Annotated in this window: 19 protein-coding genes and 1 pseudogene (1 of these 20 running past the window's edge); 2 read left to right on the top strand and 18 right to left on the bottom strand. The window is 45.9% G+C overall.

All coding sequences use genetic code 11. From position 1 onward, the window contains the following. The 11 genes and pseudogenes from lysS to M655_RS27550 form a co-directional block, all read right to left on the bottom strand. Positions 1–776 carry the 5' portion of a lysine--tRNA ligase gene (gene lysS, locus M655_RS27500; protein WP_005836197.1) on the bottom strand. Its footprint begins 745 nt before the window's first position, so 776 of the gene's 1,521 nt are visible here — the first part of the coding sequence; the start codon lies at positions 774–776; its stop codon lies off the left edge, out of view. 103 nt (positions 777–879) lie between these two features. Next, positions 880–1,356, bottom strand: coding sequence for a transcription elongation factor GreA (greA, locus tag M655_RS27505; RefSeq protein WP_005836199.1), 477 nt, complete (start codon positions 1,354–1,356; stop codon positions 880–882). A gap of 216 nt (positions 1,357–1,572) precedes the next feature. Continuing rightward, positions 1,573–2,601: a tRNA dihydrouridine synthase DusB gene (gene dusB / locus M655_RS27510; RefSeq protein WP_005836201.1), complete on the bottom strand. Its 1,029-nt coding sequence runs from the start codon at positions 2,599–2,601 to the stop codon at positions 1,573–1,575. Between the two features lie 66 nt (positions 2,602–2,667). Continuing rightward, complete coding sequence (locus tag M655_RS27515) at positions 2,668–2,877, bottom strand: helix-turn-helix domain-containing protein (RefSeq protein WP_005836203.1); 210 nt, start codon at positions 2,875–2,877, stop codon at positions 2,668–2,670. Next, complete coding sequence (folK, locus tag M655_RS27520) at positions 2,829–3,359, bottom strand: 2-amino-4-hydroxy-6-hydroxymethyldihydropteridine diphosphokinase (RefSeq protein ID WP_005836204.1); 531 nt, start codon at positions 3,357–3,359, stop codon at positions 2,829–2,831. Before folK ends, M655_RS27515 begins: the two co-directional genes overlap by 49 nt. After that, positions 3,356–3,727 (bottom strand): dihydroneopterin aldolase, encoded by a 372-nt coding sequence (gene folB / locus M655_RS27525; protein WP_005836206.1) that lies wholly within the window; start codon positions 3,725–3,727, stop codon positions 3,356–3,358. The genes folK and folB overlap by 4 nt, the downstream gene beginning before the upstream one ends. Before the next feature lie 2 nt (positions 3,728–3,729). After that, on the bottom strand, positions 3,730–4,917 hold the full coding sequence (folP, locus tag M655_RS27530; RefSeq protein ID WP_286085945.1) for a dihydropteroate synthase: 1,188 nt from the start codon (positions 4,915–4,917) through the stop codon (positions 3,730–3,732). Between the two features lie 52 nt (positions 4,918–4,969). Then, positions 4,970–5,815 carry an aminodeoxychorismate lyase gene (gene pabC, locus M655_RS27535; protein WP_007787239.1) on the bottom strand — a complete coding sequence of 282 codons (846 nt, stop codon included), beginning with the start codon at positions 5,813–5,815 and terminating at the stop codon, positions 4,970–4,972. Between the two features lie 33 nt (positions 5,816–5,848). Then, positions 5,849–6,571 carry a twin-arginine translocase subunit TatC gene (tatC, locus tag M655_RS27540; RefSeq protein WP_260507750.1) on the bottom strand — a complete coding sequence of 241 codons (723 nt, stop codon included), beginning with the start codon at positions 6,569–6,571 and terminating at the stop codon, positions 5,849–5,851. 97 nt (positions 6,572–6,668) lie between these two features. Continuing rightward, positions 6,669–6,872 (bottom strand): twin-arginine translocase TatA/TatE family subunit, encoded by a 204-nt coding sequence (locus M655_RS27545; RefSeq protein ID WP_005836215.1) that lies wholly within the window; start codon positions 6,870–6,872, stop codon positions 6,669–6,671. A 20-nt stretch (positions 6,873–6,892) separates the two neighbouring features. Further along, positions 6,893–7,219: pseudogene (locus M655_RS27550) on the bottom strand (alkaline phosphatase PhoX); the annotation flags it as partial. 388 nt (positions 7,220–7,607) lie between these two features. On the opposite strand from M655_RS27550, the gene M655_RS27555 reads away from it, so the two are divergent. Further along, positions 7,608–8,758 (top strand): IS3 family transposase gene (locus M655_RS27555; protein WP_152344152.1). Its coding sequence is split into 2 segments (ribosomal slippage): positions 7,608–7,869 and positions 7,869–8,758, totalling 1,152 coding nucleotides; the frame shifts between segments, so codons are not numbered across the junction. Between the two features lie 86 nt (positions 8,759–8,844). Here M655_RS27555 and M655_RS27560 read toward each other — a convergent pair. The 4 genes from M655_RS27560 to M655_RS27570 form a co-directional block, all read right to left on the bottom strand. Beyond that, entirely contained in the window at positions 8,845–10,629 is a 1,785-nt protein-coding gene (locus M655_RS27560) for an ABC transporter ATP-binding protein (protein ID WP_026558530.1), read from the bottom strand. A 282-nt stretch (positions 10,630–10,911) separates the two neighbouring features. Continuing rightward, on the bottom strand, positions 10,912–11,460 hold the full coding sequence (locus M655_RS27565) for a TlpA family protein disulfide reductase (protein WP_207212833.1): 549 nt from the start codon (positions 11,458–11,460) through the stop codon (positions 10,912–10,914). Beyond that, positions 11,457–11,993, bottom strand: coding sequence for a MauE/DoxX family redox-associated membrane protein (locus M655_RS28215; protein ID WP_005837194.1), 537 nt, complete (start codon positions 11,991–11,993; stop codon positions 11,457–11,459). Before M655_RS28215 ends, M655_RS27565 begins: the two co-directional genes overlap by 4 nt. Before the next feature lie 337 nt (positions 11,994–12,330). Further along, on the bottom strand, positions 12,331–13,764 hold the full coding sequence (locus M655_RS27570) for a M1 family metallopeptidase (RefSeq protein WP_129552152.1): 1,434 nt from the start codon (positions 13,762–13,764) through the stop codon (positions 12,331–12,333). A 511-nt stretch (positions 13,765–14,275) separates the two neighbouring features. Here M655_RS27570 and M655_RS27575 point away from each other — a divergent pair. After that, a protein-coding gene (locus M655_RS27575) for an IS3 family transposase (RefSeq protein ID WP_129552153.1) occupies positions 14,276–15,399 on the top strand; the annotation gives its coding sequence in 2 pieces (ribosomal slippage) (positions 14,276–14,525 and positions 14,525–15,399; 1,125 coding nt in all). A gap of 63 nt (positions 15,400–15,462) precedes the next feature. Here the strand turns inward: M655_RS27575 and M655_RS27580 are convergent. The 3 genes from M655_RS27580 to trpE form a co-directional block, all read right to left on the bottom strand. Next, positions 15,463–16,422, bottom strand: coding sequence for an IS30 family transposase (locus M655_RS27580; protein WP_286085946.1), 960 nt, complete (start codon positions 16,420–16,422; stop codon positions 15,463–15,465). 158 nt (positions 16,423–16,580) lie between these two features. After that, positions 16,581–17,165, bottom strand: a complete 585-nt coding sequence (gene pabA, locus M655_RS27585) for an aminodeoxychorismate/anthranilate synthase component II (protein ID WP_005833684.1) — start codon at positions 17,163–17,165, stop codon at positions 16,581–16,583. Positions 17,166–17,182: 17 nt separating this feature from the next. Further along, complete coding sequence (gene trpE / locus M655_RS27590; RefSeq protein ID WP_007787231.1) at positions 17,183–18,676, bottom strand: anthranilate synthase component I; 1,494 nt, start codon at positions 18,674–18,676, stop codon at positions 17,183–17,185. Positions 18,677–19,153: the final 477 nt, after the last annotated feature.

Here is a 19,153-nt window from a genome sequence, read left to right on the forward strand (position 1 = left end):
TCATACACCTTTTCCAGTCCGCCGACAATCAGGCGTTTCAAGTGCAGCTCGATCGCAATACGCATGTACAACTGCATGTCCAACGCATTGTGGTGCGTAACGAACGGACGCGCAGAAGCACCGCCGGCAATTGCGTGGAGAGTCGGTGTCTCCACTTCCAGATAGCCAAGGTTGTCCAAATAACGGCGCATCGAGGTCAAAATGCGGCTGCGCGTAATAAACGTATCGCGCACCTCGGGATTCACGATCAAGTCCACGTAGCGCTTGCGGTAGCGCGTTTCGATGTCTTTCAAACCGTGGTATTTCTCAGGGAGTGGGCGCAGCGACTTGGAGAGGTAGGTAAACTCTTTTGCTTTGACACTGAGCTCGCCTGTTTTTGTTTTGAAAACAACACCGCGAATGCCGATCAGGTCGCCGATATCGCTGATCTCAAACACTTTGTGCGCCTCTTCGCCAATAGTGTCCTGGCGCACGTAGATTTGAATTTGGCCGGAACGGTCCAAAAGCTGGGCGAAGCTCGCTTTGCCCATCGCGCGTTTTGCCATCAGGCGGCCTGCGATCGTAACAACATGCTCTTCTGCTTCCAGCTCTTCTTTGGTCTTGTCGCCAAATGCTTTCACAATATCAGCAGCGTGGTGGGTTTGCTCGAACTTTTTCCCGAACGGATCAAAGCCCCACTCGCGAATTTGATTCATTTTGTCGTGACGCACTTGCAGAAGCTCGTGCAGTCCTTCCTGTTGCTGCTCTTCTTGCTGCAGGTCTTGCTCGTTTGCCATTTTTGCTCACTCCTCTAAAAAATACCTGATTTAACAATATTGTACAGCGCGGTCAAATAGTGATACGGCGTACCTCGTAAAAGGTACGCCATGGATGAACTGCTTACAGGTTAATATCGAGAATCTCGTACTGAATGACGCCTGCAGGTACGTTCACGTCGACGATCGCGCCCTTGCTCTTGCCCAAAAGCGCTTGGCCTACAGGAGACTCGTTGGAAATCTTGTTGTTCATCGGATCGGATTCGGCAGAGCCTACGATGGTGTAATCGACAATATCACCATACTCCAGGTCTTTCAGCTTCACTCTCGATCCTACGCTGACTACGCCTGTGTCCACATCTTCATTGGTGATGATGGTGGCTTTGCGCAACATTTTTTCCAGCGTCAGAATGCGGCCTTCGATGAACGCCTGCTCATTCTTTGCTTCTTCGTACTCAGAGTTCTCACTGATATCTCCAAAGCTGATCGCTTCTTTAATCCTTGCTGCAACTTCCTTGCGTTTAACCGTTTTCAAATCTTCAAGCTCTTGCTCCAGTTTTGTTAAACCTTCTGGTGTCAGGAAAACTTCTTTTTCAGACATGGTTCAATTCCCCCGTTTTAAAAAATGATTCCATTTGCACTGGGTAAAGTACAAAGGATTATATGTAGTTGTTCTATACAATATACAGCAGAACACAATAACTGTGAGGGTTCAAAGGTAAAGCTGCCAGAGTGGACTGGCAGCTTGGCTCCCAATATTACGGAGTATTATAGGATATGAAGGAACCCTTGTCAATGTCTGGAACAAACAACCATTTTAGTAGCTGACTGCCTCGTCGCGCGCTGATTCCTGCGGCTCTTCCAGGTCGCCTGCATAGTTCTCAACCCACTCGACATAGTCCGTCAAAACCCGACGCAGCTCTTCTTCTGTCTCCACGGCATTCACCAAGTTTTTCGTATGGGTAGAGCCTCGCAGCCCTTTCAAATACCATGCGGCGTGCTTGCGCATTTCCAGCACGCCTACGCGCGGACCTTTCAGCGCAATCAGACGCTCGGCGTGCAAGAGACAGATGTCGATTTTTTCGCGTACGGAAGGCTCGGGCACAAGCTCTCCTGTCGTCAAGTACTGGATGGTCCGATACAGCATCCACGGATTGCCGAGTGCGGCGCGTCCGATCATGACGCCATCGCAGCCGGTCGTGTCGAGCATGCGTCTTGCATCCTCAGGTGTCGCGACATCGCCGTTGCCGATGACCGGAATCGAAACGGCTTCCTTCACGCGCCCGATCCAGCTCCAGTCCGCATGGCCCTTGTACATTTGCACACGCGTGCGGCCATGGACGGCGATGGCCTTGCCGCCTGCGCGCTCAACAGCCTTGGCATTTTCCACCACGTACAGGTGCTCTTCGTCCCAGCCCAGACGCATTTTCACCGTAACCGGCTTCTCCACGGCATCGACTACAGCAGAGACGACCTCGTAAATTTTATTCGGATCAAGCAGCAGGCGGGCACCTGCGTCACAGCTCGTAATTTTCGGAACGGGACACCCCATATTGATGTCGATAATGTCTGCGTTCGTATGTTGGTCTACATACTTCGCCGCTTCCACCAATGTTTCCTTGTCGCCGCCAAAAATCTGCAGGCTGAGCGGTTTCTCGCGCTCGTCGACGTACAACATGTCGATGGTCTTTTTGTTGCCGTGGACGATTCCTTTGTCGCTGACCATCTCGGCGCATACCAGGCCAGTCCCGAACTCCTTGGCAATCAAACGAAAAGCAGGGTTGCACACACCTGCCATCGGGGCGAGAACGACGTTGTTTTTCAATTCGATGTTACCGATTTTCATCTATTTCGACCTCCTTATTCCCGATCCACGGGTTCTTGGAGAGGAGAGACTCATCCAAACGACCTATCATTTATTTATAGCACATAATTCTTCATAGTCGACCTGTAAAGTGCTGGCGATCTTGCGCAGTACCGGCTCTGTCGGCGTACGGGTTCCCCGCTCAAGCGATCCGACAAACGACAATGATACTCCCAGCTTTTCCGAAAGCGATTGTTGTGTATACCCTTTTAGCTTCCGGAAGGATCTGATCCGATTTCCCAGTTGATTGCTCCCCACTCTCGTACCCCCTTGTGATCTTCTACCAATAAGGAAAGATAATGGTCAATAGTCTGGTCGTGGCCGGGCAAAACCCCGCCCTCCCAAATATCGCGCAACGGAACAAGCACAAAAGCACGCTGGCTAAGACCCGGATGCGGGATGACAAGATGCTCCAGCGACACAGAGGATGTACCGTACAAGAGAAGATCAATGTCTATTGTACGCGGTCCCCAGCGGATGGTTCGAATGCGTCCCAGCTCCCGCTCCACCGACAAGGCGGTCTCCAGAAGCTGCTCCGGGGAAAGCTCTGTCTCTACCGCTACGGCCATATTCAAAAACGCCTCTTGCTCGACGTAGCCGAACGGCTCAGTCTCGTACACAGACGATGTACGCAGCACGCGAATCCCTCTGTGCGCAGCAAGCTTCCGGATCGCCTGGCGCAGCTTTTCTGCCCGGTCGCCCTGGTTCGAGCCAAGCCCCAGATACGCAATTACACTCATGAAGCAAAATCCTCTCTTTTGCGCGTCATCTCAATGGCGACAGATTCATAATGCCCGTTGATCGGCGGGTTCGGCTTGGTCACCTTGACTTTGACCTCTTGCAGAGGAAATTGCGTCAAAAGCCGCTCGGCAATGACGGCCGTCAGCTTTTCAACCAGGTTGAACCGTTCGCCCTCGACAATTTTTTGCACACAAATAAAAATATCGGCGTAATTGATCGTATGTTGAAGCTCATCGCTTGCGCCTGCCTGCGACAAATCGGCAGAAAGCTCCAGATCGACGTAAAAGCGTTGACCCAGCTCCGCCTCTGCTCCAAACACGCCATGGTAGCCGTAAAACGACATGCCGTTGAAGTAAATTTTATCCAACGTCAAATGCCCCCCTTCAGCATCGCGTCCATCATCTTCGTAACCCGCTTCATCTCTTTGACATCGTGCACCCGTACCATGTGGCAGCCTTTGGCGACGCCGAGCGCAACTGTCGCGGCTGTCCCTTCCACCCGATCGTCCACTGGAAGGTCGAGGACGTGGCCAATCATCCGTTTGCGCGAAGTCGCGAGCAAAACCGGGTACCCGAGGGCGACGAGATCGTCGAGTCTGCGCATCGTTTCGAGATTTTGCTCGACCGTTTTGACAAAGCCGATCCCCGGATCGAGAATAATCTGTTCCTCGCGCACACCCGCTTGCAGGGCAATTTGCACAGACTCGCGCAAATCTCTGACAAAATCGGAGTAAAAGTCCCGGTAGTCCGTGTCTGTACGGTTGTGCATCAAAATGATCGGCACCCCGCGCCGCGCAGCCACCTCCGCCATGCGCGGATCGCGCTTTGCTCCCCAAACGTCATTGATGATATGCGCCCCGGCATCAAGCGCCCGCTCCGCTACAGCGGCTTTGTACGTGTCGATGGACAAAGGGACAGAAAGCTCGGCGGACAAACGGCGAATCACTGGCAGCACCCTGTCCAGCTCCTCTGCCTCCCCGACCGGCTCCGCTCCCGGACGCGTAGACTCGCCCCCGATGTCAATGATGTCCGCTCCCGCTTCGACCATCGCGCGCGCCTGCGCCAAAGCGTGGTCAAGGTCCACGAAGCGCCCTCCGTCCGAAAAGGAATCGGGCGTCACATTGAGGATGCCCATTACCAGCGTCCGTTCGCCAAGCGGAAGGGTGTAACGGCCGCAATTCAGCTCCCGTCTGGCCCGCAGCCGCGCAGGCATCGCCAAAGCCTCCCGTACCTCTGCCGCCACGGCTGCAAGCTCCTCATCCCGTTTTTCCAGTTGCGACAGCGCCTGCTCCAACTGCTTTGGTCCCGCAACCAAAAGCAGCCGCTTTTTGTCAGTTGCGCCCGGCTGCCCGGACACAACGGCCTCGGCCCCGGCGGAAAGCATGTCCAGCCGCACCTTTTCCGCGACAGCTTCACTCATGTTTTCCACGTGGATCATCAGACCCGCTCTCCACTCGGCCAACCGCTCGGCCTGATCGCCAAAAATCCCTCGATGGGCAAGCTCCGCCAGCATCTCGTCAACGGTTGCCGCATGGATTCGAAATGGATTGTACTTCATGGACCTACTCCCTTTTTCCGTCTTCGCATATTGATTAGTAGCATACCATAATTTACATTCCGGTCGCTACAGACTGACGATAGGCCAAGTGCAGTTCGCGTGTGTATTTTCCGTAGGTCGATGCGACTAGCTGTCCGTCTACTTCTGCCACCGGGACGATTTCCTGCACGGAGTTGGTGGTGAAAACTTCATCGGCCGCAAGCAACTCTTCCAGCCGATACCGTCCTTCCGTTGTCGGGATCGCCAACTGCTCGGCCAATCGCAAAACATGGCGGCGGGTCACCCCGTCGAGAATGCCCGTATCCAACGAAGGCGTGAACAGATGCCCGTTCTTGACCCAGAACAGATTGCTGACGATGCCTTCCGCGAGAAAGCCGTCGTGCGTCAAAAACAGCCCTTCCGTATCCGTGCGCGCCCCCAGCTCCTGGCGAGCCAGCGCATTGTTGAGGTAGTTGTGCGATTTGAAACGCTGGTGCCCCTCCGCAGTCTGCCTCGCCAGCGCCAACGTCTGCAACCGCTTTGGTTGAGGCGGGACTGCAAGCGGGGCGACCGGCTTGGCAAATACGAACAACGACGGGCGCTCGTAGCCGCCTGTCACCAAGCCTACTCCTTCCGGCCCGGCGGTGACGCTGAGGCGCACATACGCATCCCGCAGCCCATTGGCGTCGATCGTTTGCAGGATCGCGTCCGCCAGCTCCGCTTTTGACCATATGGGCTGAATCTGCAACGCCAAAAGCCCGGAGCTGAGCCGGGCGAAATGGTCGTCCCATAAAAACAGTTTGCGGTCGTAAACACGCATCGTCTCAAACAGCCCGATGCCGTACAAAAAACCGTGATCCAAAACCGATACGCTCGCCTCATGTGCCGGACAGATCGTCCCGTTTACATAAACGTGCATCTTTGCCCTCTCCCGATAACATAGTCGAGAGCATCATACCATATTTTCCGGCGAAAGCGCAGTTTCCCGAGTGCGTTTTCCATGTATGACGCGCGAGATGGTAATGGAGATTTCGTACAGCACGATCAGCGGCACGATCACCATAATATCGGACAAAAAATCAGGCGGCGTAATCGTAATCGAAATGATCGCCAGCACCAGGTAGGCGGGCTTGCGCATTTTCGCCAGCCGCTGCGGATTCAGTATGCCCAGATGGCTGAGAAAAAGAACCACCACCGGCAATTCAAACAAAAGCCCGAACGGCAAACAAAGATTGAGCATGAAGGTGAAGTAGTCATTGGCCGTAATCACCAGTTCAAAATTCCCGTTGGACAACCCCAGCACAAATTGGTACATCAGCGGAAACAAGACGAAGTAAGCGAAAGACAAGCCGAACAAAAACAGCAGAAACAGGGCGGGGATATACATGAGCGCCACTTTTCGCTCCCGCTCCTCCAGCGCCGGGACTACAAAGCGCCACGCCTGGTAAGCAGCGACAGGAATCGTGATCGCCACCGCCCCGATTGCAGACAGCTTTACATAAATCGACAAAATGTCACTGGGACCGAGAATCGCCAGTTTTTCGCCCGAATGATTCGACAATGCCAAATATATGTGATCGACAAACAAAAAGCAGACGATCATGCTGACGACGAGCGTCGCTGCCACAATCAGTAGCCTGCGCCGCAAGTCAGTCACATGCTCAAGAACAGGCATCTCTTGGTTCACACGCACTCCCCCTTACGCGCTGTGCTGCAAAAAGGCAGTGCGCCTCTTGCACGCACCGCCTTTTCCACAAAGCCTCAAAGCCGGATTAGTTGATTCGTTTGGCCGTTTCTTCCACGGCTTTGTCTTTTGCCTCGTCGTCGTCCCTGGTCAAGTCTTTGGTAGCTGACTTGAACTCTGTCAGCGTCCGGCCAAAAGCACGGCCGATCTCCGGCAGCTTGCTCGGTCCGAAAATGACCAGCGCGATAATCAAAATCAAGATCAATCCGGGAATCCCGATGCTCGATAGCATGGTGCACTACACTCCTTGTCCTAGAAACCCGTAATGGCAATCACGCTCGGCAAAGCTACTGCATTTCCGCCCTTTGGCCAATGACTGGTTGGCTGGCTGTAGTCCTTGAGGTTTTCGCCCGGATGCTGTACCGACAAGAACAGCGTTTTTTCGTCAGGCGTAAACCACGGTCCTGTCATTTCCGCGCCTACGGGAGCAGAGGCGAACTGTGCGGCTTGTCCCTGGTTGTTGCCCGAGGTCGGAATGAAAAATACCCCGTTGTTGCCAAACGACTTGTAGATACCGCTGTTCATGGAGGAAGAAGAAATATCGGTCACGACCCACAGGTTGCCTGCGCTGTCAAACGCCTAGACTACTACTTAATGCACATATCGTGAAACTTCATACTTGTACATTAAAAACACTAAAAAGGCCTTATTTTTGTTGGTTATTAATGATATTTTCATTTTGATTTAAGAAGAGAAAATGCACAAAATGATATAGGGGAATGTATAGAATAATCGGACTATTTACAACAGGCTGATATCGGTTGATAATCAAATTGACAGCACAAATGCACAAAATATGTAGAAAAAGAAAGAGTTTTGGGGGAATAAAAACATGTCAACAAACTTGTTAATTCTTAATAAAAGCTCTATTCATAACCCACAGATGGTATTATCCCCTCAAGGTAGACAGTAAAAAAAGAGTACATGATATCATGGACTCATTACTGTTGACCGGAGGGGATTTTTCATGCCACCAAAGAAGGGACAGGTCTTTACTCGTTATAGCGAGGATACGAAGAAAGAGGCTGTTCGCTTGCGTTTGGAAGAGCAGTGGAGCTATCAGGAGATAAGAGAAAAGCTGGGAATTAAAAGTGATGCACAGATCATCAGTTGGGTACGTAAGCACCAGAACGGAGAATCGTTTGAGGATTATCGTGGGCGTTGGAATAAGAAACACTTCAGTAGCCTTGAAGAGGAAAACGCCTATTTGAAAGCGCAGGTCGAATACCTAAAAAAGCTCAATCCGAATCTGCATGGGGAGGGAAGTTGGATCAGCAAGCCCGGTTTAGGACCATCGAAAAAATGAATCACAAGTATCCCATCATCATGCTGTGCAAGATTGCCGAAGTATCGCGGTCGGGTTATTACAAGTGGAAAGCTGCCCGGGAATCTCGTAAAACCCGTATCGAGCAGGATACGAATGTAAAAGAGCACATCCTTGCTATTCATCGACTGCGACCTTATTTCGGCTACAAACGTATGCGTACGGCTTTACACAAAGAAGGGGTTTTGGTTAACCACAAAAAGGTGCGTAGGCTGATGCGTGAGCTGGGAATTCGTTCAGTTATCCGCAAGAAACGGCCATTTGCAGGTCGCAAACCATCCGTAGTCTTTCCGAATGTCCTCAACCGTGAATTTACAGCAGAAACCATTTTGAAGAAATTTGTGACTGACATTACCTATATTCGAATTGGTCATGATTTTGTCTATTTGTCGGTTATTTTAGACCTTTGTAACAAGGAAGTCGTAGCATGGGAGCTATCCGCGCGTAACGATCTCCAACTCGTATTGGACACCGTAAAGCAACTGAACGCCAAAAACGCTATTCTCCATTCCGACCAAGGATTTCAATACACAACCAAATCGTACAGGGATCTACTCGAGGAGAAAGAACTTATGGGAAGCCATTCAAGACGCGGGAATTGCTTTGACAACGCATGTATCGAGTCGTTCTTTTCCCATCTGAAAACGGAAAAGCTTTACCTGGCGAAGCCAGATAGTGAAGCTGCGGCACGTAAATGTGTTGCTGAATATATCGACTACTATAACAATGAACGCTTCCAGAAAAAACTCGGCGACCTCTCCCCGGTTGAATATCGAGAAGCGATCGCCGCTTAGGTGATTCCTCTTTTTTTACTGTCTACTTGACGGGGCTACGACCATCGGTTGTGAATTCATTGGTTCTTTTTTATATAGATAGTGTTTCACGAGTACCACTTTGCTTGTACACTATACATTTGGTAATATTCACTCTTTAAAAACATTAAATCATCATGGGTTCCGCACTCAGCAACCTTTCCATTTTTAAGGACAATTATCTTATCTGCCATTCTCGCAGCAGCCATTCTATGCGAAATGAATATTACAGTTTTTCCATTAGTCATAGAATTAAATTGTTCATAAACTTCGAGTTCTTTTAATGGATCCAAAGAGGATGTGGGCTCATCAAGAATAAGTATTTTAGAATCTCTGAATAATGATCGAGCAATAGCAATTTTCTGCCATTGGCCACCAGATAAATCTTCACCTTCACCTAATATCTTTCCAAGTAAAGTATCATAGTCTTTTGGCATTTTTTTCACAAAATCATCAACCCCAGTCTGAATACCAATACGCTTAACTAGTTCAAAATCATGAGTATTATGGATATCCCCAAAGGAAATATTATCCATAACCGTAAATGCATATTTCATGAAGTCTTGGAAAATTGCTGTCATATTCTTATGCAAATCACAGTTGTCAATATTAACTATATCAATATCATCGTAAAAAACACTTCCTTTTTCTACCTGATACAGTCCCATTAGACATTTTACTAATGTACTCTTTCCTGAACCGTTATCCCCCACAATTGCTACTTTTTCGCCTGGCCTGATATGAATTGTTATCCCATTTAATACAAGTTGATTACTTTTAGGATACTTAAATGATAAGTTTTTAATGAAAATACCTTTTTGTAAATAAGACGGAAACAAATTCCTCGTTTCTTTCGTAAACTTTTGCTCGTCATTGTACTCTAGATATTCAAATAAATCGATCAAATATAAGTTGATTTCATATATTTTCGCTAGATTAGTTGATATCCCATTGATGCTTGCTTGTGCACTATGAATCCCTTGAGCTGTAGATATAAATTCTCCAATAGTCATTTTCCCAACCTTTAACAATGAAACCACTATATATGCGCAGATCCCGAATAGAAGGGCTGTTATTGAATCTAACAATATTCTTGCTATATCTTGTTTCTTATTTAATTTCAACATGTTTCTACTATTTAATAGGAATCGTTTCTTCCATCTTTCTTTGAAAAATTCCCCTAGGTTAAAAATTCTTATTTCCTTGGCACTTTGTCTATTTGTGAGAAGGGCACTAGTATAATTAGCTTCTCTCGCTGCAGGAGTTTGAAAACGAATTAACTGAAACCTCTCACGACCAAACTTTGTTTGGATTATTAAAGTTGGAAAGGCGGATAAGATACTTAATATCCCTAAACTCCAATGAATCATCCACAAAAAGCTAAATAGTGAAATCATTGTTATTGAAGATTTTATAATTCCTAACATCGTTTTTATAGGTGATAACAATTTATTTCCGTAACCACCTTTAGTTATTCTATCTAAATGATGGTAGAACTCTGCATCTTCAAAGTATGCTAGAGGTAGACTGATTGACTTTTGTATTACAAGAAGGCCAACGTAATAATCTAATTTAGCCTCCATATTTGCTGAATTTATTGAATCTATGCTTCCTATCATTGAAGTAACTACTAATAAAATGAACTGAATTATCAACAAAACTAAAATTGAGTCAAAATCATAATTCGGATTTGAAAGAATGCTTGTTAATTCATTTACAATACTTTGCAAGAGAATAATGGAGGTTAATGGTAACAGACCGTCAATAATGTTAATACCGCAGGCAAGTAATACTCTTATTCCACATACTTTCCATACAAGTCTAACGGTTTTTCGAAAATATTTATGCCTCATACGACTCTCCTTATTAAAACAATCTTAAAAAAAGATCAGGGGTCCCTGATCTTTTTTAATGAAACTATTTTTCAACTGTGTTTCTAGCAATAATACCCTTCTGTGTCGCACCAAGACCCTTGCAATTTCCCCATGCCATAGCAATAAACAACACGGTAAATGCCACCAGAACCACATGTAGAGCCACATGTAGTGTAATCACAATCTGCTCCCATTGGATCTACAAATCCAGCTCTCTCCAAGAATTCGTCCAAATTATTAACCTCCATTCGTTGAACTTTTTTAAGCTGTTTTTTGATTTGCAATTAGTAGATCAAAATGTTCTTTAAAATTGGTTACACCTTTAGAAATTATTGTCCCATCCGATGTTAAAAGGTAAGAGTACGGAAAAGTCGAGATACCTATTGTATGTAGTTGCTCCATAGTAATTAAACTAATTTTAGAACTATCAAGTCCAAACTTGTCGCTGATTTCCCAAGCTTGCCCACTATTAGAAATCATAATATTTATAACTTTCAGTCTCGGATAACTAGAAACAATTGTATTTTGAATGGGATAGACCGACCTACAAGGTGAACAACTGTATGATGTAACAATTAGTAAAGTACCGTCCCCTTCTGGATTACTCACCGAAAACTCTTTATCTTCAATGGATCTTAATATTTCAACGGGAAACTTTGTTCCATATGCTAGTCCTAGTTCACTTCCAGAAAGGGACCTCTTCTTCTGTGTATTACCTATCATTTTAAAAAATCTGATAAGTATTAGAATTAGTAAGATCACTATGATCCATAATGTAGTTAGTGAAATTTGGAGTAATTGTTCCATCAAATCTTCTTCCCCCTCTCGAATCTCAAAAATGTTTCTGTGAACACTTTTAGCAATATATAACATCCAAATATACCAAGTGACAAAAACATTAGATTTATATTTTCCGATAAACTGAGCAGATTAATACCTAGTTGCCCTTCGTAAAGCAACACTGTCATATTCAATAAACTTAGAAAGAAAATTCTAAGTGTTAATCTGTAATCTAAGCGGTCCTGGGTTAAGCTGCCAAAACAATTACAACTTACCTTTTGTCCGATCCTGATCATTCTTATAGCTACCAAGGCGAAAGAACAGAGCAAGAATTGTAGTACAATTCCACCAATCATTCTTGTTGATTCAAATAAGATTAAGAAAGCACCTAAAAATTCGAGAAGTATTACAACCACTGAGACAAACCTTGTTAAATAAGCACTAATACCAATCTTCAAAACGGTCTGGCTAAACGATTCAAACGAAATGACTTTGACTGCTGCTGATATAACAAAGATTACGCTCACAAAGAATTGAATGATATAATAGAGCACCTTAATCACCTCACACCTAGTTTTAGAGATAAATAGGGCTTGCTGAACGAATGAGAAATATACAAGAAATCATGAATAATATGCAGATTTGGTTCCAAAACAGCAAAGTCAGAGTCTGAATGGCATATCAGTAGTATAAAATACTGTTTTTCCGATCCATTTTGAACGTTTCGTGTGCCTCTTGATTGAACGAAATTCTTACTGGTGCAAGGTTTTTCAAAGAATTCCTGCAAAAACCTTGCACTTGGTCAAATTATAAATCCAGATTTTCCGCAGTTTTCTTTGATTATTTCACGATTCCTCGCGTTTATGCATTGTTCAGCAAGCCCTAAATAATATGTTAAACTTATTCCTTATCATCTAATACCAACCAACCACTGAATAAACTATTATCAGTAATATTCAGGTAATATTTAAGAAATCTTATGAATTCTTTTGTGTCTACCTCCTTATATTGGTAAGTATTAAAATAAGTTTTCAGAAAATCCTCGACCGTGGTTTTTCCGCCATTTTGTTCAAATACCTTCCACAGCATCGCCGTTGACTTACCGTAAATATAGGAACTTTGATTTTTTGAGTATTTGTCTAGTGGAAGATTTACTGGAAGAGGGAGATGAACATATTGCTCTTCTTCAAACGCGATGTCTTCATCAAAATAATCAGAATAAAACATACCGGCGGCAAGCTCGGTTATTCCTTCATCTAACCAAGCATCAGTGAATGGATCATTGCTAATTATTCCATAAAACCATTGGTGAGCAATTTCGTGAACAACCATTCGTCTCAATGCATCGGTACCAATTGACGAACTTCCATTAATAGAATTGGCCGTTACAATCCCTGGATACTCCATACCTGATTCGTCTAATACAATATCCAATTGCTTATAAGGGTAAGGACCAATTGTCTTCTGAAAGTATTCTAATGATGCATAAGCAATTTCAATTATATCGTTTAGATTTTTATTTTTATCAACACTAAAAACTCTAATGTTAATATTGCCAAGTTTCTTTTCAACAACCTGATGATCACCTAATATAGCAATGAAAAACTCTTTAGCATTATTTGCTTCAATATGTCCTTGTGATTTAGATGGGTACAAATCTTCTTCACTTGTAGTTACTATAGTAAAATTCTTTGGAATATCGTATTTGATTTTAAAATTACTGAAAGCAGTGTGATAAGTTTCCCCTTTTAATCTAAAGTCCCTTTTATTCCATCCATCTCTATATGTAGCAATCATTGGATACCACTGAGCCAAATAGTAATTACCATTACTTTTAGTAAATCTTAATCCCCCCTCTGGAAGGGTGAATTGATACGACACCTCAGCTACCACCACTCGGTTAGGTACTAATTCTTTATTCAAAGGGACAGTTAACTTATCCTTATCAAGAGTGAATCTTGCCTCATTCCCATCTATACTTATCCTGTCAATACTGATCTTTGAAGGCTCATGTAATTTGGGATTGTTATTTTCAGTGAACATATTTGGAATAAAGTAAAGAACTAACTCATTCCAGGGATCTGCGGAAGTATTTTTAATCGATATTGATGAATGGACATTAAACATTCCATCTGGATCCATTTTTAGCGTAATATCATACTGTGATTCATTTCCAGGTGGGATAGACTTTGGAAGAAAATCGCTATACCTTTTATTCAGCGGTTCGGTGTATGCATATCTCCAGTTTGAATATTTATACAAAAAATACTCAGAACTGATTAAAGCAACAGCTAAACATATAACTACAATTCGCCCTCTGGTAATCTTACCCACCACCTTTTTTGCTCTTTGTCATTTAATCATCGTTTACAAGGTACTATATGTTAATTATTTGAATTATATGGTAACTATATCACGTATTTCCACTTTTTGTATACACATCAAACAAAAAATGGTTACTAATTACCAGTATTTTAATTCAGTCTTATTACAAATTACCCTGAACAATAGTTCAGTAGGCACTTTATAAATCAATAAGTCCTGCGCTGTTTTGCCCATTTAAAGTATTGCAATGAAGGTTTGCTCCTTTCTTTGTCTTTGTACAGATTAAATAGTTCAAAAAGTAGTATTGTAAATGGCAATCTTCCGACAAAAAAACCTATCTTGTTAGTAATAGTACTAATTTGTCCAGTTCTAAAATTCTCGCGAAAGTTCTTCGGGCATATCCATCTTAAGCAAGGCCGTTGGGATCGGGACTTGAAATTGGATCGGCTACACTGAATTGGACAATTCTCTTAAGGTCTAGTAGATTGAAATCAAATCGACAAGGAACGGAGAGAATGTCATGCAGAAACGTGAGCGTCGGTCATTTACAGACGAGTTCAAGCAGCAGATGGTTCAACTTTACGAGAATGGGAAACCGCGGGCAGATATTTTGAGAGAATATGATCTGAGTGCATCTGCGTTTGACCGTTGGGTCAAACAGAGTAGAACAACAGGTTCTTTCAAAGAAAAGGACAACCGGACAGAGGAACAGAATGAACTCCTTGCGCTACGTAAGGAAATTCAACGATTGAAAATGGAGAACGATATTTTAAAGCAAGCAGCGCTGATCTTCAGACGAAAATAACAGTGATCCGGCAAAATGCACATAAGTACTCTGTGTCTGCCATGTGTACCATCCTCCAGGTGAATCGGAGTACCTACTACTACGAAAGTAACCAGCAGTCATCTAGCGATGATGAGGTGGAACAGGCGATCATCCGTATTTTTAAAGAGAATCAGCGCGTTTATGGAGCAAGAAAGATCAAGGCAACCCTGCAAAAAGAAGGAAGGACTGTTTCCAAACGGCGCATTGGACGTTTGATGAAGAAAAACGGTCTTGTATCGGTGTATACGGTTGCTCAGTATAAACCGCATAAGTCATCCTGTAATGATTCACCTATACAGAATGAATTGAATCGGGAGTTTACGAAAAACGAACCGTTGGAGGCCGTTGTGAGTGACTTGACTTATGTTCGAGTGACAAACAAATGGCACTATATTTGCTTGCTCGTAGACTTGTTTAACCGGGAGATCATTGGCTATAGCTGTGGAAAATACAAAGATGCTGCTCTCGTTTACCAGGCTTTTGCAAGCGTAAAGGGAGACTTGCGTCAGATCCAGCTCTTTCATACGGATCGTGGTAGTGAATTTAAAAATCAGACGATTGATGAAGTCATCCACACGTTCGAAATCAAACGTTCCCTGAGCATGAAAGGCTGTCCCTATGACAATGCAGTTGCTGAAGCTACCTTTAAGCTAATCAAAGCAGAGTTCGTAAAGAATCGGCAGTTTGAGTCGTTGACACAGTTGAAGCTAGAATTAGAAAAATACGTCAAGTGGTTTAACGAAACAAGAATTCACTCGACATTGGGGTATCTGAGTCCACTCGTTTACAAACAGAAGGCACTTAAGAAATCCGTCTAGTTTGGTGTTGACAGTCCAACAATTGTATTTTCACTTAGTTCTCTTTTTATATAAGACGAATTGTCAAGACAAGTGCGACAGAGCTTCCATGAATGATTCGTAAGCGGTCTTCCAACCCAGACATTTTCTTGGCCGATTGTTAATGAGCTCCAAGGCCTGAATCAGTTCCTCCTCGGAGACTTCGGCAAAATCCTTGCCTTTGGGAAAAAATTCTCGCAGAAGGCCATTTGCGTTCTCGTTCGTGCCCCTTTGCCAGGAAGAGTAGGGATCGGCAAAGTAAATGTTTACGCCATGTGCTGACTCCAGCCGTTCGTAACAGGCAAACTCTTTGCCACGGTCAACGGTAGCTGTTTGAAACGATCCTTTCGGTAACGACTCAGCAACGAAACCAAAGGCCTTTTCCATGGAAGCCGAGGTACGATCAGGCATCTTTACGGCAAGGTAAAAGCGTGTCTTGCGCTCAGCGAACGTCGCGACACACGCCTTACTTTTTCCACGGCTGGAAACAACCGTATCCAGTTCCCAATGACCAAAGCTCTCACGCTTTCGTACTTCCTTGGGTCGCTGCCGAATGGACTTTCCTACGTTGAAACGACCACGTGTTTCGATTGGTCTCCGGCGTTTCCCTTTGTGGCGCAGAACGGTGGTATCTCCTTTAACCAAAAAGCCCTGATACAGCCAGCGATACATCGTTTTAAACGACACTTTCTGTTCGGGGCATTCCTGACTCATCCGTCCGGCAATCTGCTCGGGAGACCAGGTCTGCGCCAGCTTACTGGCAATGTAATGCTCACGTTCAGGAGTCCGCTTGCCTCTGGGAACAGACCGTTCGCGACGTTTCTCGTAAACCTCATGCGCGGCTTCTGCCTGATATTCCCCTGCCTTACAACCCCGTTTTAACTCACGGGCAATGGTAGCATGATGCCGTTTGAGTTCTCTGGCAATGGCGCGGGCAGACCAACCCAACCGATGAAGGAGTGCTAGCTCACTACGCTCTGTTATGCTAAGATGTGTATAACTCATGATTGATTCTCCTGTGTAAATGGTGTTGTGGTGACTTCATTTTACACGAATCAATCATGGGCCGTTTTTTTATCTAGGTGTCGCACTTGATATTACAATCTGTCTTATACAAATAAAAAACCGCCCGAAAAAAGGCGGTTTTTGTCCTCTATCTAACGTTATCCTGTCGTATGGCGCGCATAGGTGGTGAGGAAATTTTGCAAAAGCTGCTTGCCGTGCTCCGTAATGATTGATTCAGGGTGGAACTGCACACCTTCAATCGGATACTCGCGATGGCGAATCGCCATGATTTCCCCTTCGGCCGTCCGGGCCGTAATCTCCAGCTCACGCGGGATGGAGGCTTCCTCCACGATCAAGGAGTGATAGCGTGCCGCTGTAAAAGGGGAAGGAATATCCCGGAAAATCGTTTTGCCGTCGTGAAAGACCGGAGACGTTTTTCCGTGCATCAATCGCTCGGCGCGAATGACTTTTGCGCCAAACACTTGGCCGATCGACTGGTGTCCCAGGCACACGCCCAAAATCGGGATTTTTCCGGCAAAATGAGAAATGGCCTCCATGCTGATCCCCGCTTCGTTCGGCGTGCAAGGACCAGGCGACACCATCAAGTAATCAGGTGCCAGCCGCTCGATTTCTGCCAGCGTAATTTTGTCGTTGCGGTACACTTGCAGTTCCTCGCCCAGCTCACCGACATACTGCACCAGGTTGTACGTAAAGGAATCGTAGTTGTCAATCATCAAAATCATCTTACACTCATCTCCTCTCAACTCATCGTTCTCTGCTCGCTAATCTCTAGGGCCTTCCATAACGCCTCTGCCTTTTTCAGCGACTCGGCGTACTCTGCCTCCGGGACAGAGTCAATCACGATGCCTGCCCCTGCCTGCACGTGAGCCATCCCGTCCTTGACGACCATCGTCCGGATCGCGATGTTGACCTCGACATCTCCGTTAAAGCCAAACCAGCCGATTGATCCCGTGTACACGCCGCGCTTGACTGGCTCCAGCTCCTCGATGATTTCCATCGTCCGCACTTTTGGCGCTCCTGTAATCGTACCGCCAGGGAAAGTTGCGGCCACGGCGTCGAAAGCATCTTTGCCCTCTGCCAGTTCTCCTTTTACGTGCGAGACGATATGCATGACGTGGGAGTATTTCTCCACGACCATGAACTCGCTGACCTCCACGCTGCCAAAGCGGCAGACGCGCCCCAAATCGTTGCGCTCCAGGTCCACCAGCATGACGTGCTCTGCGCGTTCCTTTTCATTGTCGATCAGCTCGCGGGCCAATGCTTCGTCCTGTTCGTCGGTTTGCCCGCGCGGACGAGTGCCTGCGATGGGACGCGTGTGAACCTCGCCGCCTTTTACTTTGACCAGCAGCTCCGGGGAAGCGCTGACCAACTGAAATTCCGGAAAGCTGAGATAGCCCATATACGGGGACGGATTCAGCTTGCGCAGCACCTTGTACACATCGGGCGCAGTCACCTGGATCGGTTTGCTCTGCCGCACGGACAGATTCACCTGAAACACGTCACCCTGGCCAATATACTCCTGCACCCGGCGCACGGCGTCTTCGAACTGGTCTTTTGCGAACGACACAGACGCTGGCGTCATTTGTACCAACGGTCTTTTGCGCAGCGCATCCCAGTCCACCGTATCGGCTTCGGCGACGAGCTTTTCCAGTGACGCCAACCGTTTTTCCAGTCGCTTTGCGGCTTGTCGATAAGTCTCTTCGCTCAACTCTTTTGCAGACAAATGAGTCAGACATACGATCTCCCGCGTCTGATGATCGAAGACAACAAGGTCTTGCATTATCATAACATACAGGTCTGGCAACTGTAAGTCGTCCGTCGCGATCTGGGGAAGGGTCGGCTCAAAAAAGCGGTTCATATCATAGCTGAGATAGCCTACTGCTCCGCCGGAAAAATCAGGCATATCTGGAACGACAGGCGTACGGTAGCGGGCAAGCAGCTTGCGCAATGCATCAAGCGGTTGCTCCGCCTCCATATTTTCTACCTGCTGATCGGGATAGACCACGATCGTTTCGCCCCGCTGACTGCGCAACGTAGCTACAGGCTGGTACGCCAAAAAAGTGTACCTTCCCACTCGGCCGCTTTCCAGCAAGACGGCATCCTGCACGGAAGGCTGCAGTGTGGTCAGCACCTGCCACGGGTCGATTTCAGAAGACCATTTGCCGCGAAGAGCAAGCGGAACCAATGGATATGTCAAAGCGTACGTCTGGCATTCTGCAAAGGTAGGGAACATCAATTTCGCTTCACGCTCCGGTTTTTTCACTATTTATCCGTTCATTATATAGTCGCGCCAGGCAAAAAGAAAAGACCACGCCGCCAAAATGGCATGACGTGGCCTCAAATGTAAAGAGCATGGTTAAGAATCTCGTCCTTGAAAAGGAAAAATCCAGCACCCGTTTTAAGGTACTGGATTCTTTAGGTTTACCCCATCCCATAAGCATATGTCGTTACTTTTTTGCTCATACCTTTTAAAGAAGGACAACAACAAATCACAGACAGCCCCCATTTCCCAATTAGTTCCAATTAACCTGTGATATTTTCCATTTAAAAGCAGCAGATATGAAATACAAGATTGAGGTAATAAAAAATAAAGTAAACATATCTCCATTCATCAAAAAGTAAAGACTTAAAGGTAAGGAGATCACAAAAGAAATAATAATAAGAGGTTGTTTAAGGAACGAGGTAATTAAACCAAATATCGCTGGAAGTA

The sequence above is a fragment of the Brevibacillus sp. NSP2.1 genome, assembly GCF_000470975.2.
Lineage (GTDB): Bacteria > Bacillota > Bacilli > Brevibacillales > Brevibacillaceae > Brevibacillus > Brevibacillus agri.